A 26,245-nucleotide genomic window follows, 5' to 3' on the forward strand; every position below is an offset into this window, starting at 1 on the left:
GCTTGACCATCACCACTGAAGAACAGCTCGAAAAGCTGAAGGCCATCGGCCGCATCTGCGCCATCACCCGCGACGCCATGGCCTCCGCCATGCGCCCGGGCATGACCACTGCCGAGCTCGACGAAATCGGGGCGAAGCTCCTGGCCGAGCATGGGGCCATGTCTGCCCCCATGGTGACCTACGACTTCCCCGGCGCTACGTGCATCTCGGTCAACGAGGAAATCGCCCACGGCATCCCGGGAGACCGCGTGCTGGCCGAAGGCGACCTGGTCAACATCGATGTGTCGGCGAAAAAGGACGGGGTCTTCGCCGATTGCGGCTCGTCCTATGTGCTCGGCACTGGCGACAAGCGCCTGGGCATGCTCTGCCGCGACGGCAAGAAGGCCATGTGGGCCGGCATCAACGCCGTCAAGGCAGGCGCACCACTGGCCGATATCGGCGAAGCAATCGGCAAGTTTGCCAAGAAGGGCGGCTATACGCTGATCCGCAATCTCGCCAGCCATGGCGTGGGCGACAGCCTCCATGACGAGCCGGGCGAAATCGCCACCTGGCCGGACAGGTCCGAGCGCCGGCGCATGACCAACGGCCTGGTCTTCACCATCGAGCCCTTCCTGTCGCTGGGTGGCAAGATGGCCGACCAGAAGTCAGCGGATGACGAATGGACCCTGGTCAGCCGTCCGGCGGCGCCCTGCGTGCAGTATGAGCATACCGTGGTCGCCACGCCCCGCGGTGCCGTGGTCGTGACGCTGGCCGGCTAGAGCCAGACCAGCAGTATCGGCCCCATCACCACCAGCGCTATGGCCACCGCGAAGCGCAGGTTGCCCAGCCCGCGCAGGCTTGGCACGCTCAGCAGCGTCGACAGCACCAGAAAGCCCAGCAGCGCCAAGAGCACCGGCGTCAGCGGAGCCAGCGCCAGCGAGGCGCCTTCGGTCAGCTGCAGGTAGATCATGTGCCCGCCCACAAAGCCGAGCAGCGCGATGATGACCACCGCGACCGCCTTGGACGTGATCAGCAGGGCCATGTCGACCGTGTGGCTGTTTATCAGCAGTGCCAGGCCCGTCGCGGTGACATGCACGGCGGCCAGCGTGGTAAAGATGCGATTGTCGGCCAGCAGGGGCACCATCTCGGGTGGCGCGCGCAGCGGCAGCGATCCGACCATGGGCAGGTCCGCGCCATACTGGGCCATCAGGTAGATGACATAGAGCATGACCAGCGTGCCGCCCGCAAACACGAGCGCGGTCGCAGCCAGCACCTTGAGCAGATCGATGGTATCCTGTGACACTGCAGGTGGCCCGATCAGATGATGTGAAGAGGATTGGTATGCCGGGAGGGGGTCGAACCCTCGACCATTCGATTAAAAGTCGAATGCTCTACCACTGAGCTACCGGCACGCACCAAGTCAGACGCTGCTGGCGTCGCGGCGGAACATAGCCACGTTGCCTGTGCTGTCAACCGCAATTGCGTTCCCTCAATAGACCAAAGGCGTTCCGGTGAATGGCATGGGCAGGCACGATACAGACAAGCGCTCGAGGCGGGCGCACAGGGCAGTGGCCTCGGAGAGCTGTGTAATGGGGCCGACGATAATGCGCTTTTCATCGCTATTGGATTCATCGGCCAGCATTGGCGCCAGGCCAAACAGCAGGGGCCCCAGCTTCATGGACAGGTCCCGCCAGGCGTCCGGCGCCTGCTCGACGCCGACCGAAGGTCCGAGCGCAATGCCGTAGCCCGTCTGGCTTGGAGCCGCCGAGGTTGCGACCTGCTGCACCGGGGCCGGCAGCGGCTGGTCACTTGGCTGGACCCCCGCCATGGGCTGCTGGCGCACCTCGACGGTGCCGCCATCCGCCTCATAAACCAGGGCCGCGCCACCGATCGACGCGGTGAGGTTGGAGAGGTCGACCCCGGCATTGTCAGGCAGGGCTTCGAGCAATCGCGGCAGGCTGACTTCCAGCGCCCCGACGCGGCGGGTCACTTCATTGCCTTGTTGCTCCTCGAGCGCAAAGCGTGAGGCCAGCACGCTGTTCTCGCGCCGCAGCCGCTGGGTTTCTTCGCGCAGGTCCGCAACCTGGCCGCGCAACTGCTCCAGCGAGGCGCCGCCGATCCGGGTCTTGTGCAGGCCGGCCAACAGGCTTTGCGGCATCAGCGCCGACATATTGGCCCCCATCACGGCAATGCCCGCCAGCACCAGAGCAACGATGCCCCAGGTGGTCACGTCCGATTGCCGGAATTGTTCCGATGCTCTAGCCAATGCAATACCCCGGTGGGTGCCGTCGAATCAGGCGCTGCACCAGTATTGACCATGACGCCGCCGTTACCTGTTCGCCAACGGTTGCGTGCCATAATGTTGTGAAAATGCGCTGTTTAAGAGTCGCACCGGAGAAACCCTCATGACCGAACTGCTGTCGATCATTCTTGCTGCGGGCGAGGGCACGCGCATGCGATCGGCTATGCCCAAGGTTCTGCACCCCGTTGGCGGGATGCCGATTGTCGGTCATGTGGCCCGCGCAGCGCGTGAAGCGGGTTCGACCCGGATCGCTTTGGTCACCGGCCCCGGCCATGATGCCATCCGCAAATCGGTGACGGCAATGCATCCGGAGATCGTGCATTTTGAACAGCCGGTGGCACGCGGCACGGCCCATGCCGCGGCCATGGCACGCGACCTGTTCGACAAGGCGACCGGCTATATTGCCGTGGTTTATGGCGATCACCCCTTGCTGCGCGGCATCAATTTTCGGGCCGTGCTCGATCGGCTCGACGCTGGCCTCGATGTCGCCATTCTCGGCTTCGAGCCCAAGGATCCTACCGGCTATGGCCGCTTCATCACCGACGGCGATACGCTGCTGGCCATCCGCGAGCACAAGGATGCCACCGAGGATGAGCGCCGTATCCGGCTCTGCAACGCGTGCATCCTGGCCTTCCGTGCCGAGGTGTTCCGCGACCTGATCGACAAGGTCGAGACCAATAATGCCCAGGGCGAATACTACCTGACTGACCTGGTTGGCCTCGCCAATGCGGCCGGCAAAAAGGTCGGCTATGGGCTTGCGCCGGAAAACGACGTCATGGGCGTCAATGACCGCAGCCAGCTGGCCCGGGCGGAAGGCCTGTTCCAGGAGGTCCGGCGCGAGGACTTCATGAAGGCCGGCGTGACGCTGAAGGACCCCGGCAGCGTGTGGTTCTCCTACGATACAGAGATCGCTCGCGATGTGACCATCGAGCCCAATGTCGTCTTTGGGCCAGGCGTAAGGATCGAGGAGGGCGCGGTGATCCATGCCTTCAGTCACCTCGAAGGCGCCCATGTCGGCCGGAATGCCAGCGTCGGTCCCTTCGCGCGGCTGCGGCCGGAGGCCAATCTGGGCGAAGGCGCCAAGGTGGGCAATTTCGTCGAGATCAAGAAGGCCGAGATCGGCAAGGGCGCCAAGGTCAGCCACCTTACCTATATCGGCGATGCCACGGTGGGCGCCGACGTGAATATCGGTGCGGGCGTCATCACGGTGAACTATGATGGCTACAACAAGCACCGCACCGTCATCGGCGACAACGCCTTTATCGGCTCCAATGCCTCACTGGTGGCGCCGGTCAATGTAGGCGCCGGCGCTCTCGTAGCGAGCGGCAGTGTCATCACCGAGGATGTCGAGGCCGATGCCCTGGCGCTCGGTCGCGCACGGCAGGTGGTCAAGCCTGGCCGGGCCAGGGATATTTTTGCAGCGGCTGCAGCCAAGAAGCAGTCGAAGAAGGACAAGTAACATGTGCGGTATTGTCGGCATCGTAGGCACCGAACCGGTGGCCATTCGTCTCGTCGATGCGCTCAAGCGCCTCGAATATCGCGGCTATGACAGCGCCGGCGTGGCGACGCTCGAGCATGGCGACATCGCGCGCCGCCGCGCCGAGGGCAAGTTGGGCAATCTGGCCCAGAAGCTGAGCTTCGAGCCGCTCGACGGCCGCATCGGCATCGGCCACACCCGCTGGGCCACCCATGGCGCCCCCACCGAGCTGAATGCCCATCCCCACGCCACCGACCGGGTCGCCGTGGTGCATAACGGCATTATCGAGAACTATCGCGAGATGCTCGCGGACCTGGCCAAGGACGGCTACCTGCCCAAGACGCAGACCGATACCGAGGCCGTGGCGCTCTGGGTCAGCCGCGAGCTGACCAATGGCGCCGACCCCGAACTCGCCGTCGCCCGCACGCTCAAGCAGTTGCGGGGCGCCTTCGCCCTCGCCTTCATGTTCAAGGGCGAAGAGGGGCTGCTGATCGCAGCCCGCCACGGCGCGCCGCTGGCCATCGGCTATGGCACGACCGAGATGTATCTCGGTTCCGACGCCATGGCCCTCGCCCCCTTTACCTCGCGCCTCACCTATCTCGAGGATGGCGACTGGGCGGTGATCACCCCCCAGGGCGTCACCATCCGCGATGGCAAGGACGCCATCGTTCAGCGCGAGCAGCTGATTTCGCAGACGTCGGCGCTGATGGTGGACAAGGGCAACCACCGCCATTTCATGGCCAAGGAAATCTATGAGCAGCCCGAAACCATCTCGCATACCCTGAGCCACTATGTGGATATGGGCGCTGAAACGGTCGCGATCCGCGAGGCGCTGCCCTTCGAATGGGCCGATCTCAGCCGTCTGACCATCAGTGCCTGCGGCACCGCCTACCTCGCCGGCGCCGTCGCAAAATACTGGTTCGAGCGCTATGCCCGCCTGCCGGTCGATATCGACGTGGCCTCCGAATTCCGCTACCGCGAGCCGCCGCTGGAAAAGGGTGGTCTCTCCCTGTTCATCTCCCAGTCCGGCGAGACCGCCGACACGCTGGCGGCCCTGCGCTATTGCGCTAGGCAAGGCCAGCACGTGGCGTCGCTGGTCAACACGCTGGAATCGACGATCGCCCGTGAATCGTCCGTCGTGTTCCCCATTCTCTGCGGTCCCGAGATTGGCGTCGCTTCCACCAAGGCGCTGACGGCGCAGTTGACCGCACTGGCCAGCCTCGCCATCGCGGCGGGTCGTGCCCGGGGCGTGCTGGATGCAAGCAAAGAGCAAGCATGCGTGCGGGCACTGACCAGCTTGCCTGCAGCAGTCTCGCAGGCACTGGCGACCGAAACCCAGATCATGGACATCGCCAAACGCCTGTCAAAGGCCAAGGACGTGCTCTATCTCGGCCGCGGTCCGATGTTCCCCATCGCCATGGAAGGCGCGCTGAAGCTCAAGGAAATCAGCTACATCCACGCCGAAGGTTATGCGGCAGGTGAACTCAAGCACGGCCCCATCGCCCTCGTTGACGAAGACATGCCCGTCATCGTCGTCGCCCCTTCGGACGAGCTGGTCGACAAGACCCTCTCCAACATGCAGGAAGTCGCCGCCCGCGGCGGCAAGATCATCCTGATCACGGATGCCGAAGGTGCAGAGACAGTCGGCCACGGCGTAGCCGATATTATTGTTATTCCACACGTTTCCAGCTTTGTGGCGCCGATCCTGGCCTGCATCCCGGTGCAGTTGCTGGCCTATCACACCGCCGTATTCATGGGCACGGACGTGGACCAGCCACGCAATCTGGCGAAGTCGGTGACCGTGGAGTAGGCGCTAACCGGCCCTGATCAGCGGGATCGCCAGGTCCTTGCGGAACAGGTAAAGCGCCGTCCGCGCCGCTTCACCTTCCGGGCCGGTCAGGCCCGGATTGCGGGCCAGCAGGGCCTTGGCGTCGTCATGCGCATAGTCCAGCAGATGCCGATGCACGTCCGGCACCGCCAGTCGATAGCCGGGCATGCCGGACTGGCGGGTGCCCAGCACATCGCCCTGGCCGCGCAGTTCGAGGTCGCGTTCTGCGATTTCGAACCCGTCCTCGGTGGATTTGATGGTTTCCAGCCGGGCCTTGGCGGTTTCGCTCAGCGGCTCCTTATAGAGCAGCAGACAGGCGGAGCGCTGTGACCCGCGCCCGACGCGGCCCCGGAGTTGGTGCAACTGGGCAAGGCCGAAGCGTTCGGCATGCTCGATAATCATGATCGAGGCATTGGGCACGTCGACGCCCACTTCGATGACCGTGGTCGCGACCAGCAGCTTGAGTTCATTGGCAGAAAAGCGCTGCATCACCTCCTGCTTGGCGGCGGCGCTCATCCTGCCGTGCACCAGTGCGACCTGATCGCCGAACACCTTCTGCAGTTCAGCAAACCGGTCCTCGGCGGCCACGACGTCCAGATGCTCGCTTTCTTCGACCAGGGGGCACACCCAGAAGGCTTGCGCCCCTTCGGCCAGTCGCGATTGGAGGCGAGCTATAACACGGGCGTAGTCGCCAATGGACAGGACGGCCGTGTCAATCGGCTGGCGGCCACGCGGCTTCTCGCGGAGCACACTGACCTCCATGTCGCCGAAATGCGTGAGCACCAGCGTGCGGGGGATCGGCGTCGCCGTCATGACCAACAGGTCGGTATGCTTGCCCTTGTCGGATAGAGCGAGGCGCTGATGCACGCCGAAGCGGTGCTGCTCGTCGACGACGGTCAGTCCGAGGTTGCGAAACTCGACGCCGGATTGAAACAGGGCATGCGTGCCAACCACCAGCACGGTTTCCCCGCTGGCTATGCCGGCCAACTTCGCACGGCGTTCGCTGGCCGGCATCTTGCCCGTGAGCAGTTCGCAACCGAGGCCGGCCGCATCGCAGAGCGGTTTGAGCGTCTTGAAATGCTGGCTGGCCAGCAGTTCCGTCGGCGCCATCATGGCCGACTGAGCGCCGCTTTCGGCCATGGCCGCCATGGCCATCAGCGCCACGACGGTCTTGCCGGCTCCCACATCGCCTTGGAGCAGCCGCGACATGCGATCTGGGGAGGCGAGGTCGGCGCGGATCTCATCGACGGCGCGCTGCTGCCCCTCGGTGAGCGAAAAGGGGAGCGCCTGGGTTACGCGCTGCGTAATGGCGCCGGTAAATTGCCGGGACACGCCGCGCGCCGCGACCATGGTCGAGCGGATCAGCTGCAAGGTGAGTTGGCCGGCGAGGTATTCGTCATAGGCCAGGCGCATGCGGGCAGGGGCCCATAGCTCCGCCTCGCCGGGCGATGCCGGGGTGTGGACCATGCGCATGGCGTCGCCAAAGCTGGGCCATTTGCGTTCCGTCATGGTCGCGGTGTCGATCCACTCCGGCAGCTCGGGCAAGCTGTCGAGCACCTGCCGCACCAGCTTGGCCAGCGCCTTGGAACTGAGCCCCTGGGTCAGGGGATAGACCGGCTCGACCAGAGGCAGTGTGGCGAACTTGTCCGGCTCGACGATGTAGTCGGGATGGGTGATCTGCTTCTCGCCATTGAAAAAGCCGATCGTGCCGGAGACGAAGCGCTCTTCGCCAACGGGAAGGGCTTTCTCCACCCAGCCGCCTTGGGCACGGAAGAACACCAGTTGCACGTCACCCGTCTCATCATGGGCAAAGACACGATGTGGCACATGCTCCTTGCCGCGCGGGGGCGGTTGGTGACGATCGATATGCAGCCGCAGCGTGACGATCTGGTTGAGATAAGCCTCGGCAATCCCAACCTCGCGGCGCCGGTCGACGATGCCCGATGGCATATGCATCAGGATATCGAGGGCAATCGCCTCCTGCCCGTCCGGCGCGCCGAAATAGCGGGTCAGCAAAGCAGCCAGCTTGTCGCCGACACCCTTGATGGAATGCAGCGAGCGGAACAGCGGCGAAAGGCTTTCTGGGCGGGACACGATTCGTACTGGCTTCCTTGGCGCGGCAAAGCTAGCCGCCCGCCGCAACTCCGTCACCCCTTGTGGCATTGAAGGCTGACAACCCCACCCAATCCGGGTAAACACTTGGCCCAATCAACCACCATTCGGGATCATGGCGCGTCAAATGACTGCCGGTGAAGACATTGCCTTGCGCCGCAAGAAGTTGCGCTATCGAGCCTGGCACCGCGGTACGCGGGAGATGGACCTCGTCTTGGGGCCCTTCGCGGACGCCCATACCGAAGTCATGGACGCTGCCCAGCTCGACCGGCTTGAAGCGCTGATGAGCGAGGAAGACCCGCCGCTGCTCAAGTGGGTAATGGGCCAGGAAGAGCCGCCGGCCAATGTGGATCGGGCGTTTTTGGCCGAGGTCATTGCCGATCATCAGGCGCGGCTGGCCAAATGAACGAAGTCGTCGCCCAGCGCCCCACGCGCACCATTGCCAATGTGCCCGACGGCATGCAGCCCATGGTGCTGGCGCGTCTGGTGCAACAGCGCATCGAAGCGGCGCCAGACGATGCGGCGAGCATTGTCTTTGTGGCGCGCGACGGACGTCGCCTCCAGCGCATGGCCGACATCCTGACCGCCATGCTGCCAGGCCACAGCGTGTTGACTCTGCCGGCGTGGGACTGCTTGCCCTATGACCGCGTCTCGCCCAACAACGTCACCATTGCCGCGCGCATGAACACGCTGGCCGCATTGACCAGCGGCGCCAAGGGCGCCGTCGTACTGACAGCGGTCAATGCGCTGATCCAGAAACTGCCGCCGCGCGATGTGGTGGAAACCATGTCCTTCTCGGCCGCTACGGGGCGCATCGTCGACAGCAACAAGCTGATCGCCTGGGCAGCCAATAATGGCTATCTGCGCGTGCCGACCGTGCGGGAAAGCGGCGAGTATGCCGTGCGCGGCGGGCTGGTGGACCTGTTCCCGGCAAGCGCCGAATCGCCCTTGCGTTTCGATTTCTTCGGCAGCCAGCTCGAATCCATCCGCACCTTCGATCCCGACAGCCAGCGCACCACGGGTACGCTCAAGCGCGTGGATCTCACGCCGATGAGCGAAGTGGTGCTCACCGACGAGACCATCAAGCGCTTCCGCCAGAATTATACCGCGACATTCGGTGGCAACACGGTCGACGACACCCTCTATGCGTCGGTCAGCGGCGGCTCGCGCTACTCGGGCACCGAACACTGGCTGCCCTTCTTCTACGAGCACCTCGATACCCTCGCCGACTATGTCGGTGATGCGCCCTTCGTCTTCGACGAGCAGGCCGTCGAGGCCTATGCCGATCGCGTGGCGCAGGTGCGCGACTATTACGATGCCCGCGAAGCGGCCCGGCTGCTGCCAGTCGTGGCGGGGGCAGGGGCGCCCTACAAGCCGATAAAGCCCGAATTGCTCTATGCGGTGGACGCCCACCCCTACACACTGGCCGGTGCTTCGGTTGTGCAGCTGTCGCAGTTCATGGCGCCGGGCACCAAGGCAGCGGACGACGCCGGCGGGCACATTGCGCCGAGCTTCGCTGCCGAACGGCAGGCCACTGATACCAATCTGTTCCAGTCGGTCGTCGATCGGCTGTTGGCTGAGCGCCGCAATGGCCGGCGCGCTGTCGTCGCCTGCTGGAGTACGGGTACACGCGACCGCATGGTCCAGGTGCTCAAGGACCACGGCCTCACCAATCCGCGCCTCGCCGAAAACTGGCGCGATGCCGAGACAACGAGTGCGGCGACCACATCGCTGGTCGTGCTGCCGCTTGAAACCGGCTTCGAGACCAAGGACCTGCTGGTCCTGTCCGAACAGGACATTCTCGGCGAACGCATCCTGCGGCCGCAGCGCAAGAAGAAGGCCAGCGACGCGCTCACCGAGGCGGCCAGCCTTGCGGCGGGCGATCTGGTGGTGCACGTCGATCACGGCATCGGCCGTTTCCTCGGACTTAAGGTCATCGAGGCCGGCGGCGCGCCGCATGAATGCGTCGAGCTCGAATATGGCGGGGAGACCAAGCTCTACCTGCCGGTCGAGAACATCGAACTGCTGACGCGCTACGGTTCCGACGACGGCCACGTCACGCTGGACAAGCTGGGTGGGGTCGCCTGGCAGGCCAAGAAGGGCAAGCTCAAGAAGCGCATCCGCGAGATGGCGGAGCAGCTCATCAAGATCGCCGCCGCGCGTCTGCTCACCAAGGCGGATGTGGTCGAGATCAATCCGGGTGCCTATGACGAATTCGCGGCGCGTTTCCCCTATGAGGAAACCGAGGACCAGATGGCTGCCATCGAGGCGGTGTTCGATGACGTGACCTCGGGCCGCGTCATGGACCGCCTCGTCTGCGGCGACGTGGGCTTCGGCAAGACCGAAGTGGCGCTGCGTGCAGCTTTTGCCGTGGCGCTGAGCGGCAAGCAGGTGGCCGTGGTCGTGCCCACAACGCTGCTGGCGCGGCAGCATTTCAAGACCTTCTCCGAACGCTTCACCGGCCTGCCGGTACGGGTGCGCCATGCCTCGCGCATGGTCAGTGCGGCAGAACTCAAGGCGACCAAGGAAGGTCTGGCCGACGGTCAGGTCGATATCGTGGTTGGCACCCACGCCCTGCTTTCGAAGACCATCAAGTTCAAGGACCTCGGCCTGCTGATTATCGACGAAGAACAGCATTTCGGCGTGGGCCACAAGGAGCGCCTCAAGGAGCTCAAGGCCAATGTGCATGTGCTGACGCTGACGGCGACGCCGATTCCGCGCACCCTGCAACTGGCCCTGACCGGGGTACGCGATCTGTCTCTACTGGCCACCCCTCCGGTCGACCGGCTGGCCATCCGCACTTTTATTGCGCCCTTCGACGCGCTGTCCGTGCGCGAAGCGCTGCTGCGCGAGAAATATCGCGGCGGCCAGAGCTTCTATGTCGTGCCGCGCATCACCGATCAGCACGAAATCGCCGATTTCCTCAAGGCGCAGGTGCCCGAAGTGTCCTATGTCGTGGCCAATGGCCAGATGGCGCCGGGCGAGCTCGACGACATCATGAATGCCTTCTACGACAACAAGTTCGACGTGCTGGTGGCGACGACCATCGTCGAATCGGGGCTGGACATTCCCAACGCCAATACCTTGATCGTGCACCGCGCCGACCATTTTGGCCTCGCCCAGCTCTACCAGATCCGCGGGCGCATCGGCCGCGCCAAGGCACGCGCCTATGCCCTGTTCACCGTGCCGCCTGACAGAAAATTGACCGACACCGCGGAACGCCGTCTGGGCGTACTGCAATCGCTCGAGAGCCTGGGTGCCGGCTTCCAGCTGGCCAGCCACGACCTTGATATCCGCGGGGCAGGGAACCTGCTTGGCGACGAGCAGTCGGGCCATATCCGGGAGGTGGGCTTCGAGCTGTACCAGTCGATGCTGGAAGAGGCCGTGGCCAATCTCAAGAGCGGCGAGGAAGACTACGAGGACCGCAACGAGTGGAGCCCGCAGATTTCGCTGGGCATGCCGGTGATGATCCCCGAGCACTACATTCCCGATCTCCAGCTGCGTATGCAGCTCTATCGGCGCCTGGGCGACCTCACCGACATTCGCGACATCGACGCGGCTGGTGCCGAGCTGATCGACCGCTTCGGCCCGCTGCCAGAAGAGGTCGAGGCGCTGCTCAAGGTTATCCTGGTCAAGGCCCTGTGCAGGCAGGCTAATGTCGAAAAGGTCGACGCTGGCCCCAAAGGCGCGGTCATCTCCCTGCGCAACAAGGAATTCCCCAATCCGGGCGCGCTGGTCAGGCTGGTCAGCGACCCGGCCAACCAGGTGCGCATCAAGCCCGATCAGAAACTCGTGTTCGCCCGCAACTGGCCAACCCCGAATGACCGCCTCAAAGGGGCCGCAGCAATCCTGTCGCGCCTAGCAAAACTGGCAGAAAATGTTGCCTGAGCGACCTGCATCAACCCTGTCCTGCCATAATCCTTTGGCAAGCTGTATTGGTCATGTTATTGCCCGATTTCAGCACTTGAAGGGCAGTTCGATTTTCAAGGTGGCATCAGGCCACCGGGACTGCCAAAGAAGCCAAGGAAATTCTATGAACTTCAGGAAACCCCTCGTCGCCGGTATTGCGGTGGCCGCGCTCATGCTGTCCCCCCTGTCGGCCTTCGCCCAGGACGCCGCCCCCGCCGAGGCACCGGCTGCAGAGGCCCCGGCCGATGCGCCTGCCGCGACTGACGCTGCCGCTGCGCCCGCCGATGCTGCCGCCGCCGGCAGCCAGAACTGGCTCAAGGTCTGCGACCCGCTGCCCGATGGGCAGAAGGCTTGCATCATGCGCCAGGTTGTCCTGGCCAATGGCCAGTTCCTCGGTTCGTTCCTGCTGCGTGACGATCCGGGCCAGGAAAGCCGTCTGCTGGCAGTGGCTGCCGTACCGCTTGGCGTGCTCCTGCCATTCGGCCTGACCTGGCAGATCGATGGCGCCAAGCCAATCCGCGTACCCTACATGCTGTGTGACCCCACCTCCTGCGCGACGCAGCTGGTGATCAACGAGCAGTATGTGAACTCGCTCAAGAAGGGCGGCACGCTCAAGCTTACCGCCAAGAACCGCCAGAATCAGGACCTGACCATCGACATCACCCTGGCCGGCTTCACCGCCGCCTATGATGGCGAGGCAGCGCTGACCTTTGAGGAGTTCCGTCAGGAAACTTCGGGTGAGAACGCTCTGGAACAGGTCCTGCAGGATCGCGCCGAGCAGCTGCGTCAGCAGCTTGACGGAGGCGCCGCCGCGCCGGCCGAGGGTACGGAAACCTCGGCTGCACCTACTGCACAGTAAGATAGACTGATATTTGCACAAAGGGCGCGGGCAACCGCGCCCTTTTTTCGTCCGGACGTCAGCGCCGACCCATGCCGATGGCAAAGGCCTGTTTGCGCAAGCCTGGGGCGAGCTTGAGCGCCCACAGCCCACCAGCGCGTAGCGCCTGGGCGGGAATCATATCGGCCAGCAGGGAGCGGAACAGCGTATCGACCATGCCCCCGGTCCGAGCGAGATCGCTCGCACGACGGCGGGAATAGTCGGTGCTGACCCCGATGGCCCAATCTGGCCTGCCGCGGTCAGCCGAGGCCAAGGCGGCCGCCAGGTCGGCAACGTCGCGCAAGCCAAGGTTGAGCCCCTGTGCCCCGATCGGGGGGAAGGCATGGGCGGCTTCGCCCACCAGGACCACGCCGTCGGCGCCGGCCGCGTCAACGCTCAGCGTACTGAGCGGAAAGACGAAGGCGGGGCTGGCCAGGGAAATGGCGCCAAACAGGCCTTGCGACTTTTCGAGGAACCTAGTCGCCAGTGCCTCTTCCCCAGAGGCCCTCGCCTGCTCAAGCAGGGCGCGGTCATCGATCCACACCAGATTGGCGCGCGTGCCGCCGGCGGGCACCAGGGTGAAGGGACCCTGGGGGTAATGGAACTCGACCGACGTGCCTCCAATAGTCCGTCCGAGATCGAGGTCGCAGACCAGGGCGGCCTGGCGGAACTCCGTTTCGCGGATATGGAAGCCGGCCGCGCTCCGGATCAGGGACTTCTTCCCGTCGGCGCCGACGATCAGTGGCGCCCGCAGGACGGATCCGTCGCCCAACGTCAGTGTATGGTCGGCACCAAGAACGGTAACGCCAACGTTGCGGGTTTCCAGATTGCCCAGCCCCTCGGCGACGGCGTGGAAGCGCTCCATCAGCCGCGCATTGGCAAAATTCCAGCCGAAGGCGTCCAGTCCGGCCTCGGCGGCATCGAACAAGGTCTCGGGCGCGCGAATGAGCCGCCCAGTGGCGTCGATGATGCGTATCTGAATCAGCGCGTGGCCGACTGCTGCCGGATCGTCGACAAGGCCCGCATCGCGCAGATAGTCGACGGTCGGCATCATCAGTGCGGAGGTGCGCAGATCCGGTGGGCCGACCGGCGCGAGATGAAGGGTCTTCAGGCCGCACTTGGCAACGGCGATAGCGGCGGCGACCCCGGCAAGGCCCCCGCCAACCACGATGGCATCGGCATCATAGGCACTCATTGTGCGTCCGCCAGTCGTCTGGCATGGCCGCTCGGGACGATCACGCTACCCGCCAGCGACCCGGCAAACATGGCAGCAAGGAATATCCAGAGATTGTCGGGCATGAAGGCGATGAGAGATATGGCCGGGCCAGGGCAAATGCCTGCCATGCCCCATCCGATGCCGAACATCGCCGCGCCGCCGATCAGGCGTCCGTCGACTCTTCGGTATTCCGGCTCGTGGAAGCTGCTGTCGAACAGGGGCGCGTCACGGCGTCGGCCGAGGCGGATGGCGATGAACATGACCACGATTGCCGGGCCGATGACGAAGGCAAGGCTGGGGTCCCAGCCGCCGGACGGAATGGCGCCGAAGTCGAGGAAACGCAGCACCTTGAGGGGGTCGACCATCTGCGAGACATAGAGCCCGGCGCCGAACAGTCCGCCGCTGAGCGCGGCCGTTGCCAGGTAGGGTAGCTTGAGACTGGCCATCAGACGATCCCCGTGACGGCGACCGTGACGATCGCCACGCTGAAGAACACGATAACCGCCACCAGCGAGCGCAGCGATAGTCGTGCCAGTCCGCAGACCCCGTGGCCGGACGTGCAGCCATTGCCGATCTTGGTGCCGATACCGGTCAAGAGGCCGGCAATGGCAAGCCAGACAGGCGTCGACACGCCCCAGGCAGCCGGCGCAGCCACGAGCTCAGCCGGCACTTCACCTCCCACACCCAGGCCGGGGAAGAGCCATGCAGCGCCGAACGTGGCCATCACGAGAGCGACCAGGAACACCAGGCGCCAGACCACGGTCTGGGCCGGCGGCAGCAACTGGCCGAAAATGCCGGATATGCCGGCGATGCGGCCATTGCCGAGCCAGAGGACCGCCGTGGCAAGGCCGATAAGGCCGCCGCCGATGGCGGCGGTGAGAGGGGTGAACGATTCCATGGAGTCACTCGTGATGCAGTTGCCTGCAAGGCTAGCATCCGACCACGCGCCGAAGCCAGCCTTCGTGGTGCGTCCTTTGTGCCGCCAACGCCGCACATGGAGGAAAACTCTCACACATGGCCTTTCGCCTGCGCAAAGCTCCGCTTAGATAGGCAGACCAACAAGACTCGAAATGGAGCCGACAATGCTAGAGCTATTGGCCGATCCCAATGTATGGATCGCCTTTGGTACCCTCACGGTGATGGAAATCGTGCTCGGTATCGACAACATCGTCTTCATTTCGGTTCTGGTGTCGCGTCTCCCCAAGGAGCAGGCGGATCAGGCGCGCAAGATTGGCCTGGCGCTGGCGCTGATCTTCCGCATTCTGCTGCTGCTGGTCATCAGCTGGATCATCAGCCTGACACAGCCGGCGATTTCCGCTTTCGGCCTCGACCTGTCCTGGAAGGATATCATCCTGATCGCGGGTGGCGTGTTCCTCGTCTACAAGGCCACCCACGAGATGCATGCCGCCATCGAGGAGCCACATGAGTCCGACATGGCCTCCAAGGCTACCGCGACCTTTGCGGCCATCATCGCGCAGATCATCGTCATCGACATGGTCTTCTCCATCGACTCCATCGTGACGGCCGTCGGCATGGCCGAGCATGTGGAAGTCATGATCGCCGCTGTCATCGTCGCCGTTGCGGTGATGTTCGTGGCTTCGGGCCCTGTCGCCAAGTTCGTTGCCGACCATCCGACCACCAAGATGCTGGCCCTGGCCTTCCTGCTGCTGATCGGCGTGACGCTGGTGGCGGACGGCCTCGGGTTCCACATTCCAAAGGGCTATATCTACGCCGCGATGGGCTTCTCGGTCCTGGTGGAGTCGATCAACATCATCGCCAAGCAGCGCAAGCTAGCCAGCAAGGGTGGAGCAACCAGGGCTGAGTTTACCCCGTTCACCGGCGATACCGGCTCTGTCTCTGCCGCAGCCGGCGTTGCAGCCGTCACGGGCAAGAGGCCTGGTCCCCGCACCACGCCGACCGCGCGCGCACAGGCTCGGCCGAAATCGGCGCCCCGCAAGCCCAAGACGCCGAAATGACCCGCGCGGTCATCGTCCGCCAGCTCGGCGGGCCGGAAGTCATGAACCTCGAGGACTGGCCATTGGCCAGCCCTGGTCCCGGCCAGGTCGCGCTGCGCCAGACCGCAATCGGCCTCAACTTCATCGACACCTACCAGCGCAGCGGCCTCTACCCCGTGCAATTGCCCTTCGTTGCCGGCAATGAGGGCGCGGGTGTCATCACGGCTCTCGGCGAGGGTGTGACCGGGTTCGCCGTGGGCGACCGCGTTGCCTATCAGGGCCAGGTGGGTGCCTATGCGGCCGAGCGCCTGGCGCCGGCGGACCGGATGGTCCACATTCCGGCCGGCATTTCTGACCAGACGGCCGCAGCCATAATGCTCAAGGGGCTGACGGCCTATTACCTGCTGTTCAAGACCTGGCCCGTGGCGCGGGGCGAGACGATTCTGTGGCACGCCGCCGCTGGCGGTACGGGTCTCATCGCCACGCAATGGGCCAAGGCGCTTGGCGCCACGGTGATCGGCACGGCCGGCAGTGACGACAAGGTGGCGCTGGCCAAGGCGCATGGTTGCGACCATGTGATCAACTACCGAACCGAGGATTTCGCGGCCCGCGTACGTGAACTGACCGGGGGCAGGGGCGTGGATGTCGTCTATGACGGCGTCGGCAAGGCCACCTTCGAGAAGTCACTCGATTGCCTGCGGCCACGCGGCCTTTTGGCCAGTTTCGGCAATGCTTCGGGCGTGGTCAGCATCCCCGACGTGACGCTCCTTGCCCGCAAGGGCTCGCTCTATGTGACGCGGCCGACTGGCGCGCATTACATGGGGACGCGTGCCGAGCTGGTGGAGGGGGCGGCGAGCCTGTTCGAGGCGGTCGCGAGTGGTGCGATCAAGGTGGAGATCGGGCGAACATTCGCGCTGGCCGACGCCGCCGAGGCACACCGGGCGCTGGAGAATCGCGAGACCACCGGCTCGGTGATCCTGCTGCCATAAGGCCGTGCGCCGGGCTGGACAGCCCGGCGCTCTATCGCTAAACGCTCACGTCACGGGTAGATGGCAGAGCGGTTGATTGCTCCGGTCTTGAAAACCGGCGAACGTGAAAGCGTTCCGGGGGTTCGAATCCCTCTCTACCCGCCAGCCTTCCTGCCACGTTTTGGTCACCACTATGACCGCAAAATGAACGGCGGATAGATGTCCGTTACCAGCAGGAACGCATAGGCCCAGACCCGAACGGCCCAACGCCCAACCCCGACGACGAAATCGAACAGCGGCCGCGGATAGCGTCCCGTGAACAGGATGGCGAACCACGCCACGATCGTCGCGAGGATAGCGAGCAGGGTCAGCACCGCCAGGACAATATAGTGCGGGATGGCTAGCAGCCACTTCACCAGCGGCAGCCAGCGATTGAGGTCTCGTTCAACGTCGGGATAATCCACCTCCAGATGGACGGATTGCTCTTCGACGGTCGAGGGATACTTATCGGTCAAAAGGAAGAGGTAGGCGGTCACCCGCATGCCGAAGCGACCCAGCTCGCGGGAGAAGTCGAACCACCAGCGCGGATAGCGCTGCCGGAACACGATCATCAGGACCGTCGCCATGAAGAGACCGGCCGAGATGCCGCCGCCGGTTGACCCGACAACGCGCCCGGCATGGTCGATATGCTGACCCCCACCCGGCCCGGAAACCAGGGCGAGGATGATGACGATCGGAATGGCCCATAATGGTCGAAAGAAGGTCGTCAGTCGGTCGAGCTGCGCCGGATAGTCTATCTCGAGCCGGCCGGCATAATTTACGGGATCGGTCATGTTGCACCTCACACCAGTCGAGTGACTGGACAACACAAAGAAAGTTACCACGTCCGCCCAGGCGCCCAACTGATCCAGATCAATTCCGGCGAGTAGCGCTGCGTCTGGCTATTGCATGGACAAAAACGTGATCCGACTTCCTCCCGTCGCACACCGCCCAGCCTAGCCCTTTGATGCGGCACGCTTTATAAGAACTCGCAAAAGAGGAGGCAGTGCTGGATCAATCTCAAACCGGCCGCGCGAGACGAATTTCCGCCATTCCGGTAGCGCTGACCCTGCTGATCCTTTTCCTGGCGGCTTTTGCCGGGATTTTCGGCTATTTCCTGGTCCAGGGCGTGCGCCAGACGGCGACAACGCTGGAGGAACGCTCCGCCGCAGCGGCGCAGGTGGTGGCCACCAATGCCGCCTGGATCAATGAAGTCGCCAACCAGACCCTGCGCCGTGTCGATGCCGCGCTCGGCCCGACCATGCTCGACCAGATCGATTCCCTGCAGGTGGCGCTCAACGGCCTGCCCGCACAGGTAGATGTCTATGTCGTCGACGCCAATGCGCAGACCATATTCTCGACAGTGCCGGGTGCAGAATCCGTATCGATCGCCGATCGCGATTACTTCGCGAGGGTTCGGGACGGCGCACCGTTCTATATGTCGTCCGCCATCATCAGCCGCATCAACGGCGCCAATATCTTTGCCTTCAGCAAGCGCGTGGAACGCAATGGGGAGTTTGCCGGCGCCATCATGGTGTCTTTCCCCTCGACGGTGATCGACCTGTTGTGGTCGACGCTGGATTTTGACGAGCAGTCGTCCATCAGCCTGATCCGCTCCGACGGCAAGCTGATCGCGCGCTATCCGCCTGCCACGGGGCCGGTAGACCTGAGCGAGCATCCGCTATTCACCGAATACCTGCCGGCCTCGCCGAACGGCACCTATGCGTCGCCTTCATCGCCGCTCGACGGCGTGGCCCGGGTGGTCAGCTATCGACGCGTTGAAAATACCGAGATCGTGGCGTTGGCCTCGATTTCCTCGGACAGCACCTGGCAGGAATTCAACGGCGCCGTCACCGCGGTCTTCATTATCGTGTCGCCGATCATACTGGGTCTGGTCTTCGGCTCGGTCTGGATCATCCGCCTGCTGTTCCGCGATGCAAAGCGGGGACGCGAGCTCGAGGAGGCGGTGGAGGCCAATATCCTGCTGTTCAGAGAGATCCACCATCGGGTGAAGAACAATCTGCAGTCCGTGCAGTCCCTGGTGCGGATGCAGGACATGCCGGCCTCGGCCAAGCTCGATCTGCAGAGTCGGCTCGCCGCCATGGCCGCCATGCACGAGCACATCTATCAGTTCGACCGCTATGTCGACATCGATGCCGAGGACTTCGTCCCGGTGATCGTGGATGAGGTGATCGCTGCCTATGGATCGTCGGTCACGGCCACCTATGAGCTGGACCATGTGATGGTGGACCGCGATCACGCCACCCCGCTGGCGCTGCTGCTCAGCGAACTCATCACCAACGCGCTCAAATATGCCTTTCCCGACGGCCAGGAGGGCGAAATCCGCATCAAGCTGAAGGCGGCCGGCAAGGGCCGGGCCGACCTGACAGTTGCCGACAACGGCGTGGGACTGGGCGAGACCATTCCCAGTTCTGGAATGGGCATAAGGCTGATCAAGGGTGTTGTCGGCCAGATGGCCGGGCGCTACGAGCTGCGAACGGAAGGCGGAACCATCTTCGAGGCCAACATAGCCCTGGCCACCGCCGGTCACGCGAGCGTCGATCCTGCGGCTCAGGCCCCGGTCAATTGAGGGTTTTGCATCGGCCGGCGCCTTCGAGTAGGTTCGCCAGCCCAAGCAGGTAACTGGCGGAGTTTCGCCAGTCGCTCTCGTATCGAAGTAAAGGAAGACAAGTGAGCCGGAAGGAATTTGATGCATCGCGCATGCGCCGGATGAAGCGTATTGCCGCCCGGCATGGCCTGACCATCCTCACCGCCGAGAAGATCAAGGTGCAGGGCGGCAAGGGCGGCCACGCGCTGCGCGAGGACGAGAGCTTCAAGGTGATTTACGGAAATGTGCCCCAGCCATTCTCGGCAACGCTGGACGAGATCGAATCCTATCTCGACAATCTTGAGGCGGGGCAAGAGTAAGGGCTGCTGCCCCTTCTGACAATCGGCCTGTGCGCAGGCTTCTGCCAATTTCCATTATTTATTCCGTAACGGGAATCGCCGCACAATCACTCCATTGGCTAACTTGGAGGCGCGTTATTGTGTTCACTCTGATTAACGCCGACGCCGAAGACGACGACGCCGAAATCACCGATCCCCAGGAAATCGCAGAGCTTTTTGCTGCCATTGCCGCGGTCGCCATCGAGGCGATCGGGGCCGGGCAAGCCAGAGAGCTTTTCGACGCTGTGGTCGAACAGGACGGCAAAGACCCGAACTGACCGGACGCTACCGACCCGGCAGGTCAAATCCGGCCAATGCGCCCAGGCGACATTGGCGCCAACGAACGGTCTTCCGAGCGGGGCAGAGCCCCACGCTTATGGACCGGGTTGACTGATCCGGGCGGGTCCGACAGGACTTGCTGCATGTTCCAGCCGAGGAGGCTGCGTCGTGGCAGGCTCGTCCGCCTCCGAAACTTTCCCGATGCCGACGCTGATCCCGCTCGGCGACAGTTCCTTTCTGGTGCGCTTTGGCACCACTCTGACGGACGACGCCAACCGCGCCGCCATTGCCTTCGCTTCTGCACTGGCGCGGGCGCCGGTGCCGGGCGTTCTCGAGGTCATGCCCAACCTGGTCTCTGTGCTGCTGCGCTACGATCCATGCGCGGCGACGCCAGAGACGATCCTGGGTGAAGTGCGGCTGCGGCTGTCTGGCCTGGCATCCGACAAGCGGAAGCCGCATGGCTGGACCATCCCCGTCGTGTTCGATGGTCCCGATCTGGAGGAGACCGCTTCCGCCCTGGGCATGACCGGTGGGGCCTTCATCGCGGCTCACAATGCGTCCCCGTTGCGTGTCCTCGCCACCGGATTCGCGCCGGGCTTTGTCTATTGCGGCCTGCATCCCCAGGTCCTGGTGCTGCCCAGGCGCATGGCCGTCCGGCCCGCCGTGCCTGCCGGCAGCGTGCTGTTCGCGGCCGGCCAGACGGCAATTGCCGCAACCGAAATGCCCACGGGCTGGCATGTCATCGGCCATACCGATTTCAACAATTTCGAGCCCACCAAGCAAAGGCCCACCCGGCTGACGGCAGGCGACACGATCCAGTTCGAGGCGGTGCGATGAGCGCCATCCTGACGGTCATGCGGGCAGGGCCGCTGAGCAGCATCCAGGACGAGGGCCGCTTCGGCATGCTGCTGCACGGCATCAGCGCCTCGGGGCCGATGGATCGCGCAGCATTTGCTCTGGCCGGTCAGCTTTCCGGCGGTGGAAGCGGCGGCATCGAGTTCACCACGGCAGGCCTCGATATCCGCCTGGCCAGTGGTAGCTGCCGGGTAGGATTTGCCGGCGGCGATTTCGTCGTTCGGCGCAACGGCATGGTGCAGGATTGGCCCGGCACCGTGATGCTGGAAGCCGGCGATACCCTGGCCGTGACGCCAGGCAGCTGGGGCAATTATGGCTATCTGCGTTTCGATGCCGACATCGTGGCCAAGCCGATGATGGGCAGTATCGCCACCAGCAGCCGCGCCGGACTGGGCGGTATCGAGGGACGCGCCTTGCGCGTCGGCGATGTCATCGAATTGTCCGGCGGCGGCACAGGCACTGTGCCCGTCATGCCGGAGCAGGCGGAGGGGCCGATCCGCGTGATCTGGGGGCTGCATGCCGACAGTTTCCCGCAAGAGCTGCGCCAGCGCTTTCTGGACGGGACGTTCACCATATCGCCGCGCCTCGATCGCATGGGCGTGCGGCTGGATGACGTGGATGGAGTCTTCGCGGATGCAAGGGTGCTCTCCCTTGTGTCCGACGCCATCGTGCCGGGAGACATCCAGATCCTGGGTGACGGAACCCCGATCGTGCTGATGCGCGACCATCAGCCGACAGGCGGCTATCCGCGTATCGCGACCGTGGTCACGGTCGATCTTGACCGCTTTGCCCAGCTGCGGCCTGGAACGTCCGTTGCCTTCACCCCGATCACCCTCCACCATGCCCACCAGCTGCTACGGAGCCGCCAGCGATGACCTCCATCGATCTCAATGCCGATCTGGGGGAGGGGATGGGCACCGATGACGATCTGCTGGAGATCGTCTCGAGCGCCTCAATCGCCTGTGGCGGCCATGCCGGCGACGCGCCGACGATCCGGCGGATCCTCAAGCTGTGCAAGGCCCGCGGCGTCCGCGCAGGCGCCCATCCCGGCTATGCCGACCCCAAGCGCTTCGGCCGCTTCCGCGTGGTCATGCCGCTGGACCAGCTGCTGGGCCAGATCAGGAGCCAGCTCTTCCTTGTCCGCTTCATCGCCGACGAAGTGGGCGTTCCGCTCTCCTACGTGAAGCTGCACGGCGCGCTGGCCAACCAGACCGCCGAGGAGCTGGCCTTTGCCGTGGGTATCTTCGCCACCATCCAGGCCATGAATGCGCAGATGGCGGTGCTGGCGCTCGACAACAGCCAGCAGGTGCGCGCGGCCAAGGCGGTTGGCATGCCGCTGATCCGCGAGGCCTATGCCGACCGTGCCTATACCGCTGATGGACTGCTGGTGCCGCGCAATCAGGAGGGGGCCGTGATCCACGACAGCGAGGCGGTGATCGAACGCTGCCTGCGGCTGGCCAAGGCCGGCGAAATCGTCGCCATTGACGGAACGGTGCTGAAATCAGCCGCCCGCTCGATATGCCTGCATGGCGATACGCCCGGCGCGGTCGATCTGGCGCGAGACGTCCGCGACGCGCTGGAAGGCGAGGGGATTTCTATCGCCGCTGTGCCGCCGGAACCGGCGGAAGAGTAGAAATCCGTACCCTGGGCCTCCCGGTGGGGAGAGGGTGAGATCGGCGGAATGCCTTGTGCCGAAAGACCCAGGGTAAGGATGTCAGATCGCCGCAAATCCTCAGATGGCGAGGTATTCGTGGCGAAGCTCGGTATTGTCGAGAACCTCCTTGGCGGTACCGGCGAAGGCGACTTCACCGGTATCGAGGATGACGGCGCGGTCGGCCAGCTTGAGCGCGGCCACGGCGTTCTGTTCGACAATGATCGTGGTGATGCCCATTGGCTTGATCGAATGGAGGATCCGCTCGATCTCGTGCACGATCACCGGCGCGAGGCCCTCATAGGGCTCGTCCAGCAGCAACAGCTTGAGGTCGCGTGCCAGCGCGCGGGCAATGGCCAGCATCTGCTGCTCGCCGCCCGACAGCGTCACGCCCTCCTGCTTGCGGCGTTCGGCTAGGCGCGGGAAGCTCTGGTAGATCTGGTCCAGATCCCAGCCATTGCCCGGCGCGACCTTGGCGAGGGTGATATTCTCCTCGACGGTCAGGCCGGCAATGATGCGGCGATCTTCCGGCACCAGCTGGATGCCGGCACGGGCTGCCTCGAAGGACTTCATCTGGTGGATCGGCTGGCCGTCCAGCCAGATTTCGCCCTGCCGCAGCTGCGGCGTGTCGGTGCGTGCGATGGTGCGCAGCGTCGACGTCTTGCCGGCGCCGTTCCGGCCCAGCAGGGCGAGGATCTCGCCCTGGCGGACATCGAGCGAGACGCCCTGCACGATATAGCTCTCGCCATAATAGGCGTGCATGTCCCGGATCGAGAAGAACGGCCTTGTGGTTTCGATTGAAGCGGCTTGGCTGCTGTTGGCCACTATCTGGGTCTCCATGGCGATAGCACTCATCAATGGGTACCTCCGAGGTAGGCTTCCTGGACCTTGGGATTGCCGCGCACCTGGTCGGGCGTGCCATCGGCGATGATGCGGCCCTGCGCAAGCACCGAGATCTTGTCGGCCAGCGAGAAGACCACATGCATGTCGTGCTCGATGATGACCTTGGTCATGCCGCGGCTCTTGATCTTCTTGAGCAGTTCAATGGTGGTATTGGTGTCGTGCCGGCTCATGCCGGCCGTCGGCTCGTCGAGCAGCAGCAGGCGCGGATGCTGGATCAGGCACATGGCCAGCTCCATGCGGCGCTTGTCGCCACGGCTGAGGCTGCCGGCATGCATGTCCTGGCTGCTGAGCATGCCGACATCTTCCAGCATATGCTCGGCCTCCTGGCGGATGCTGACCTCGCTGTCGAGCGAGCGCAGCATGTTGAGCTTGAAGGCGCCGTCGCGCTTGGCGAGGGCAGGGATCATCACATTATGCAGCACGCTGAGATCGGCGAAGATTTCCGGCGTCTGGAACACGCGGGCAATGCCGAGCTGGTTGATCTGATAGGGCTTGCGCCCCGTCAGGACCGCCCCGTCGAACACCACCTGGCCGCTGGTCGGTGCCAGCTTGCCGATGATGACGTTGAGCAGGGTGGATTTGCCGGCCCCATTGGGGCCGATAATGGCATGGGTCTGGCCTTCTTCCACCTGCAGGTCGATATCGGCAAGGGCGTGGAGCCCTCCGAAGCGCTTGTGGACGTCGGCAACATGCAGGACGACATTGGGTGTGCTCATGGCGGTGACGTCCTATTCGGCGGGTTGTGGTTGTGGGGCAGCCTTGCCCTGGCTCGGGGACGACTTGTCCGGGCGGTTGAAGAGATGCGCGATGCGGCGCACCCCCTCCATGATCCCGCCGGGCAGGAAGACCACGATCAGCACGAAGACCAGGCCCAGCGTCAGGAACCAGCCCTCGCCGACGAACTTGGAGCTGACGATGACGGCGGCATGGTCCAGCCCGTCGGGCAGGAAGTCCCAGAATCGGGCGAGGATGGTTTCGTTGATGGCCGAGAAGATGTTCTCGAAATACTTGATCAGCCAGGCGCCGATCACCGGGCCGACCAGCGTGCCGGCGCCACCCAGGATGGTCATCAGCACCACTTCGCCCGAAGCCGTCCACTGCATGCGCTCGGCACCGGCCAGCGGGTCGGTGACGGCCAGCAATGCGCCGGCCAGACCGGCATACATGCCCGAGATGACGAATGCGGCCAGCGTATAGGGCTTGGTGTTGAAGCCGGTATAGTTCATGCGCGTCTGGTTGGACTTGATGCCCTTGAGCATCATGCCGAAGGGCGAATTGGTGATCCGCTGGGCGATGAAGAAGGCGATGATCAGGAAGCCGGCACAGAAGTAGAAGCCGGCAAAGCCACCCAGCGACTGGCCCAGAAGCGTCGGCACCGGCTGGCCGGGCATGGCCTCACCGAACATGCGATCGACATGGCGCGGATCGGCGAGCGTCAGCTGCAGGCCGGTTTCGCCATTGGTGATCGGCGTCAGCACGGAATAGGCCAGGTTATAGCTCATCTGCGCGAAGGCCAGGGTCAGGATGGAGAAGTAGATGCCCGAGCGGCGCAGGCTGAGATAGCCGATGACCAGGGCGAAGACGCCCGAGACCAAGACGGCGAAGATCATGGCCGGGATGGCGTCCAGGCTCAGCAGCTTGAACGACCAGACGGCGGCATAGGACCCGACGCCGAAGAAGGCGGCGTGGCCGAAGCTGAGATAGCCGGTGAGGCCGAACAGGATGTTGAAGCCCACGGCGAAGATGCCGAAGATCATGAAGCGCTGCAGCAGGTCCGGATAGGCAGCCCCGAAGGGCTGCAGCCAGATCGGCATGGCCAGCACCGCAATGGTGAAGCCCAGGAACAGCAGAATGTCGTTGCGGGACATGGCCAGCATATCAGGCCTCCATCACGCCGCGCCGACCGAACAGGCCACGCGGAAGAACCAGCAGGATAACCACGGCGACGAGATAGATGATGATCTGGTCGATGCCGGGGATGAGGGCTTTCACCTGCGTCATGGACGCAAAGGATTGCAGGATGCCGAGCAGGAAGCCCGCGGCCACGGCGCCGGGCAGCGAGCCCATGCCGCCCACCACGACAACCACGAAGCTGAGCACCAGGAAGTCCATGCCGATATGATAGTTCGGCGGCAGCAACGGCGTGTACATCACCCCGGCAACGCCGGCGACGACGGCGGCGAGGCCGAACATGATGGTGAAACGCCGGTCAATATTGATGCCCAGCAGCCCAACCGTTTCGCGATCGGCCATGCCGGCGCGGACGACCATGCCGAATGTGGTGAACTGCAGGAAGGCAAACACCGCGCCGATGATCACGCCGGCGAACAGGAAGTAGACCAGGCGCCAGATCGGATAGGTGATCACATTGGCCTGCATGCCCAGCCAGGCCCCGATATCGGCCGCGCCACGCAGGTCGGTGGGCATGGGCTGGGGAATGGGGTTGGGTCCGAAGAAGGACTTGATGACTTCCTGCGCCACGATGGCTAGGCCGAAAGTCACAAGGATCTGTTCGGCATGCGGACGCTTGTAGAAATGCTTGATGATGCCGCGCTCAAGCGCGATGCCCACCACCAGCATGATGGGAATGGTGATGATGATCGACGCCGGCACAGAGTAATTGACCAGCACGGCGCCGAAATCGCCGAACCAAGCCTGCACCAGCGGTGCTCGCACTTCGAGCGGCTGGCCCCAGGGCGAAAGCTGGGTCGGATCGATGGTGACGGTCTCCATCGTCAGCAGCTGCCGGAACAGCACGGCGCAGAAGGCGCCCAGCATGAACAGCGCGCCATGCGCGAAATTGACGACGCCCAGGGTGCCGAACACCAGCGTCAGGCCCAGCGCGATGAGCGCATAGGCCGCGCCCTTGTCGAGGCCGTTGAGGAATTGCAGGAAGATGACTTCGAACATGGGAGTGCTCCAAACGAGCGGTGTCGTCTCACGAACCCT

General features: G+C 64.1%; 25 protein-coding genes and 2 tRNA genes. 15 read left to right on the forward strand and 12 right to left on the reverse strand.

What is annotated here, in order from left to right:
• The first annotated feature begins 2 nt into the window (after nucleotides 1–2).
• Nucleotides 3–758: a type I methionyl aminopeptidase gene (gene map / locus ACLI1C_RS09300; protein WP_411396581.1), complete on the forward strand. Its 756-nt coding sequence runs from the start codon at nucleotides 3–5 to the stop codon at nucleotides 756–758.
• Here the strand turns inward: map and ACLI1C_RS09305 are convergent.
• From ACLI1C_RS09305 to ACLI1C_RS09315, 3 genes are all read right to left on the reverse strand, one after another.
• Nucleotides 755–1,282 (reverse strand): hypothetical protein, encoded by a 528-nt coding sequence (locus tag ACLI1C_RS09305; RefSeq protein ID WP_411396582.1) that lies wholly within the window; start codon nucleotides 1,280–1,282, stop codon nucleotides 755–757. The genes map and ACLI1C_RS09305 overlap by 4 nt on opposite strands.
• A 34-nt stretch (nucleotides 1,283–1,316) precedes the next feature.
• Nucleotides 1,317–1,391 (reverse strand) — tRNA-Lys (locus tag ACLI1C_RS09310).
• A 77-nt stretch (nucleotides 1,392–1,468) separates the two neighbouring features.
• On the reverse strand, nucleotides 1,469–2,245 hold the full coding sequence (locus tag ACLI1C_RS09315; RefSeq protein ID WP_411396583.1) for a hypothetical protein: 777 nt from the start codon (nucleotides 2,243–2,245) through the stop codon (nucleotides 1,469–1,471).
• A 139-nt stretch (nucleotides 2,246–2,384) separates the two neighbouring features.
• Here ACLI1C_RS09315 and glmU point away from each other — a divergent pair, with 139 nt between their 5' ends.
• Together glmU and glmS are read left to right on the forward strand one after the other, a co-directional pair.
• Complete coding sequence (gene glmU / locus ACLI1C_RS09320) at nucleotides 2,385–3,740, forward strand: bifunctional UDP-N-acetylglucosamine diphosphorylase/glucosamine-1-phosphate N-acetyltransferase GlmU (RefSeq protein WP_411396584.1); 1,356 nt, start codon at nucleotides 2,385–2,387, stop codon at nucleotides 3,738–3,740.
• A 1-nt stretch (nucleotide 3,741) separates the two neighbouring features.
• Nucleotides 3,742–5,568 carry a glutamine--fructose-6-phosphate transaminase (isomerizing) gene (glmS, locus tag ACLI1C_RS09325; RefSeq protein ID WP_411396585.1) on the forward strand — a complete coding sequence of 609 codons (1,827 nt, stop codon included), beginning with the start codon at nucleotides 3,742–3,744 and terminating at the stop codon, nucleotides 5,566–5,568.
• Nucleotides 5,569–5,571: 3 nt separating this feature from the next.
• Here glmS and recG read toward each other — a convergent pair whose 3' ends face one another.
• Entirely contained in the window at nucleotides 5,572–7,680 is a 2,109-nt protein-coding gene (gene recG, locus ACLI1C_RS09330) for an ATP-dependent DNA helicase RecG (protein ID WP_411396586.1), read from the reverse strand.
• A 145-nt stretch (nucleotides 7,681–7,825) separates the two neighbouring features.
• Here recG and ACLI1C_RS09335 point away from each other — a divergent pair, with 145 nt between their 5' ends.
• The 3 genes from ACLI1C_RS09335 to ACLI1C_RS09345 all read left to right on the forward strand — a co-directional run bounded on the left by ACLI1C_RS09335 (nucleotide 7,826) and on the right by ACLI1C_RS09345 (nucleotide 12,466).
• Complete coding sequence (locus tag ACLI1C_RS09335) at nucleotides 7,826–8,104, forward strand: succinate dehydrogenase assembly factor 2 (RefSeq protein WP_411396587.1); 279 nt, start codon at nucleotides 7,826–7,828, stop codon at nucleotides 8,102–8,104.
• Nucleotides 8,101–11,586, forward strand: coding sequence for a transcription-repair coupling factor (gene mfd / locus ACLI1C_RS09340; protein ID WP_411396588.1), 3,486 nt, complete (start codon nucleotides 8,101–8,103; stop codon nucleotides 11,584–11,586). Before ACLI1C_RS09335 ends, mfd begins: the two co-directional genes overlap by 4 nt.
• A gap of 145 nt (nucleotides 11,587–11,731) precedes the next feature.
• A complete protein-coding gene (locus ACLI1C_RS09345) occupies nucleotides 11,732–12,466 on the forward strand; it encodes an invasion associated locus B family protein (RefSeq protein WP_411396589.1) in 735 nt (244 codons plus the stop codon).
• Nucleotides 12,467–12,524: 58 nt separating this feature from the next.
• Here ACLI1C_RS09345 and ACLI1C_RS09350 read toward each other — a convergent pair whose 3' ends face one another.
• From ACLI1C_RS09350 to ACLI1C_RS09360, 3 genes are read right to left on the reverse strand one after another with little or no spacing between them, the layout of a single operon-like run.
• A complete protein-coding gene (locus tag ACLI1C_RS09350) occupies nucleotides 12,525–13,679 on the reverse strand; it encodes an FAD-dependent monooxygenase (RefSeq protein ID WP_411396590.1) in 1,155 nt (384 codons plus the stop codon).
• Entirely contained in the window at nucleotides 13,676–14,146 is a 471-nt protein-coding gene (locus ACLI1C_RS09355) for a DUF6691 family protein (RefSeq protein WP_411396591.1), read from the reverse strand. The genes ACLI1C_RS09350 and ACLI1C_RS09355 overlap by 4 nt, the downstream gene beginning before the upstream one ends.
• Nucleotides 14,146–14,598, reverse strand: coding sequence for a YeeE/YedE family protein (locus ACLI1C_RS09360; RefSeq protein WP_411396592.1), 453 nt, complete (start codon nucleotides 14,596–14,598; stop codon nucleotides 14,146–14,148). Before ACLI1C_RS09360 ends, ACLI1C_RS09355 begins: the two co-directional genes overlap by 1 nt.
• Before the next feature lie 184 nt (nucleotides 14,599–14,782).
• Between ACLI1C_RS09360 and ACLI1C_RS09365 the strand changes: the two genes are divergently transcribed.
• From ACLI1C_RS09365 to ACLI1C_RS09375, 3 genes are all read left to right on the forward strand, one after another.
• Entirely contained in the window at nucleotides 14,783–15,676 is an 894-nt protein-coding gene (locus ACLI1C_RS09365; RefSeq protein ID WP_411396593.1) for a TerC family protein, read from the forward strand.
• Nucleotides 15,673–16,644 (forward strand): quinone oxidoreductase family protein, encoded by a 972-nt coding sequence (locus tag ACLI1C_RS09370; protein WP_411396594.1) that lies wholly within the window; start codon nucleotides 15,673–15,675, stop codon nucleotides 16,642–16,644. The genes ACLI1C_RS09365 and ACLI1C_RS09370 overlap by 4 nt, the downstream gene beginning before the upstream one ends.
• Nucleotides 16,645–16,698: 54 nt before the next feature.
• Nucleotides 16,699–16,788 (forward strand) — tRNA-Ser (locus tag ACLI1C_RS09375).
• A gap of 26 nt (nucleotides 16,789–16,814) precedes the next feature.
• Here ACLI1C_RS09375 and ACLI1C_RS09380 read toward each other — a convergent pair.
• Nucleotides 16,815–17,456, reverse strand: a complete 642-nt coding sequence (locus ACLI1C_RS09380) for a DUF4389 domain-containing protein (protein ID WP_411396595.1) — start codon at nucleotides 17,454–17,456, stop codon at nucleotides 16,815–16,817.
• Between the two features lie 212 nt (nucleotides 17,457–17,668).
• On the opposite strand from ACLI1C_RS09380, the gene ACLI1C_RS09385 reads away from it, so the two are divergent.
• From ACLI1C_RS09385 to ACLI1C_RS09410, 6 genes are all read left to right on the forward strand, one after another.
• A complete protein-coding gene (locus ACLI1C_RS09385) occupies nucleotides 17,669–19,252 on the forward strand; it encodes a sensor histidine kinase (RefSeq protein ID WP_411396596.1) in 1,584 nt (527 codons plus the stop codon).
• A gap of 101 nt (nucleotides 19,253–19,353) precedes the next feature.
• A complete protein-coding gene (locus ACLI1C_RS09390) occupies nucleotides 19,354–19,590 on the forward strand; it encodes a hypothetical protein (protein ID WP_332690345.1) in 237 nt (78 codons plus the stop codon).
• Between the two features lie 119 nt (nucleotides 19,591–19,709).
• Nucleotides 19,710–19,886, forward strand: a complete 177-nt coding sequence (locus tag ACLI1C_RS09395; RefSeq protein ID WP_332690342.1) for a hypothetical protein — start codon at nucleotides 19,710–19,712, stop codon at nucleotides 19,884–19,886.
• A 169-nt stretch (nucleotides 19,887–20,055) separates the two neighbouring features.
• On the forward strand, nucleotides 20,056–20,724 hold the full coding sequence (locus ACLI1C_RS09400) for a 5-oxoprolinase subunit B family protein (RefSeq protein ID WP_411396597.1): 669 nt from the start codon (nucleotides 20,056–20,058) through the stop codon (nucleotides 20,722–20,724).
• A complete protein-coding gene (locus tag ACLI1C_RS09405; protein ID WP_411396598.1) occupies nucleotides 20,721–21,617 on the forward strand; it encodes a biotin-dependent carboxyltransferase family protein in 897 nt (298 codons plus the stop codon). Before ACLI1C_RS09400 ends, ACLI1C_RS09405 begins: the two co-directional genes overlap by 4 nt.
• On the forward strand, nucleotides 21,614–22,375 hold the full coding sequence (locus tag ACLI1C_RS09410) for a LamB/YcsF family protein (RefSeq protein WP_411396599.1): 762 nt from the start codon (nucleotides 21,614–21,616) through the stop codon (nucleotides 22,373–22,375). Before ACLI1C_RS09405 ends, ACLI1C_RS09410 begins: the two co-directional genes overlap by 4 nt.
• A 99-nt stretch (nucleotides 22,376–22,474) precedes the next feature.
• On the opposite strand, the gene ACLI1C_RS09415 is transcribed toward ACLI1C_RS09410, so the two are convergent.
• The 4 genes from ACLI1C_RS09415 to ACLI1C_RS09430 are packed head-to-tail and all read right to left on the reverse strand — an operon-like array spanning nucleotide 22,475 to nucleotide 26,206.
• Nucleotides 22,475–23,233: an ABC transporter ATP-binding protein gene (locus ACLI1C_RS09415; RefSeq protein ID WP_411398285.1), complete on the reverse strand. Its 759-nt coding sequence runs from the start codon at nucleotides 23,231–23,233 to the stop codon at nucleotides 22,475–22,477.
• Nucleotides 23,234–23,247: 14 nt separating this feature from the next.
• Entirely contained in the window at nucleotides 23,248–24,012 is a 765-nt protein-coding gene (locus ACLI1C_RS09420; protein ID WP_411396600.1) for an ABC transporter ATP-binding protein, read from the reverse strand.
• A gap of 12 nt (nucleotides 24,013–24,024) precedes the next feature.
• Nucleotides 24,025–25,173 (reverse strand): branched-chain amino acid ABC transporter permease, encoded by a 1,149-nt coding sequence (locus ACLI1C_RS09425; RefSeq protein WP_411396601.1) that lies wholly within the window; start codon nucleotides 25,171–25,173, stop codon nucleotides 24,025–24,027.
• Nucleotide 25,174: 1 nt separating this feature from the next.
• Complete coding sequence (locus ACLI1C_RS09430; RefSeq protein ID WP_411396602.1) at nucleotides 25,175–26,206, reverse strand: branched-chain amino acid ABC transporter permease; 1,032 nt, start codon at nucleotides 26,204–26,206, stop codon at nucleotides 25,175–25,177.
• Between the last annotated feature and the right edge of the window lie 39 nt (nucleotides 26,207–26,245).

Origin of the sequence: Devosia sp. XGJD_8, assembly GCF_046614475.1 — a bacterium.
Classification (GTDB): domain Bacteria; phylum Pseudomonadota; class Alphaproteobacteria; order Rhizobiales; family Devosiaceae; genus Devosia.

Excerpts from the sequence above, each read along its gene's own strand:
- glmU (WP_411396584.1), top strand. The coding sequence starts at position 2,385 with ATGACCGAACTGCTGTCGATCATTCTTGCTGCGGGCGAGGGCACGCGC.
- glmS (WP_411396585.1), top strand. The coding sequence starts at position 3,742 with ATGTGCGGTATTGTCGGCATCGTAGGCACCGAACCGGTGGCCATTCGT.
- ACLI1C_RS09335 (WP_411396587.1), top strand. The coding sequence starts at position 7,826 with ATGACTGCCGGTGAAGACATTGCCTTGCGCCGCAAGAAGTTGCGCTAT.
- mfd (WP_411396588.1), top strand. The coding sequence starts at position 8,101 with ATGAACGAAGTCGTCGCCCAGCGCCCCACGCGCACCATTGCCAATGTG.
- ACLI1C_RS09345 (WP_411396589.1), top strand. The coding sequence starts at position 11,732 with ATGAACTTCAGGAAACCCCTCGTCGCCGGTATTGCGGTGGCCGCGCTC.
- ACLI1C_RS09350 (WP_411396590.1), bottom strand. The coding sequence starts at position 13,679 with ATGAGTGCCTATGATGCCGATGCCATCGTGGTTGGCGGGGGCCTTGCC.
- ACLI1C_RS09355 (WP_411396591.1), bottom strand. The coding sequence starts at position 14,146 with ATGGCCAGTCTCAAGCTACCCTACCTGGCAACGGCCGCGCTCAGCGGC.
- ACLI1C_RS09360 (WP_411396592.1), bottom strand. The coding sequence starts at position 14,598 with ATGGAATCGTTCACCCCTCTCACCGCCGCCATCGGCGGCGGCCTTATC.
- ACLI1C_RS09365 (WP_411396593.1), top strand. The coding sequence starts at position 14,783 with ATGCTAGAGCTATTGGCCGATCCCAATGTATGGATCGCCTTTGGTACC.
- ACLI1C_RS09370 (WP_411396594.1), top strand. The coding sequence starts at position 15,673 with ATGACCCGCGCGGTCATCGTCCGCCAGCTCGGCGGGCCGGAAGTCATG.
- ACLI1C_RS09380 (WP_411396595.1), bottom strand. The coding sequence starts at position 17,456 with ATGACCGATCCCGTAAATTATGCCGGCCGGCTCGAGATAGACTATCCG.
- ACLI1C_RS09405 (WP_411396598.1), top strand. The coding sequence starts at position 20,721 with ATGAGCGCCATCCTGACGGTCATGCGGGCAGGGCCGCTGAGCAGCATC.
- ACLI1C_RS09410 (WP_411396599.1), top strand. The coding sequence starts at position 21,614 with ATGACCTCCATCGATCTCAATGCCGATCTGGGGGAGGGGATGGGCACC.
- ACLI1C_RS09415 (WP_411398285.1), bottom strand. The coding sequence starts at position 23,233 with ATGGAGACCCAGATAGTGGCCAACAGCAGCCAAGCCGCTTCAATCGAA.
- ACLI1C_RS09420 (WP_411396600.1), bottom strand. The coding sequence starts at position 24,012 with ATGAGCACACCCAATGTCGTCCTGCATGTTGCCGACGTCCACAAGCGC.
- ACLI1C_RS09425 (WP_411396601.1), bottom strand. The coding sequence starts at position 25,173 with ATGCTGGCCATGTCCCGCAACGACATTCTGCTGTTCCTGGGCTTCACC.
- ACLI1C_RS09430 (WP_411396602.1), bottom strand. The coding sequence starts at position 26,206 with ATGTTCGAAGTCATCTTCCTGCAATTCCTCAACGGCCTCGACAAGGGC.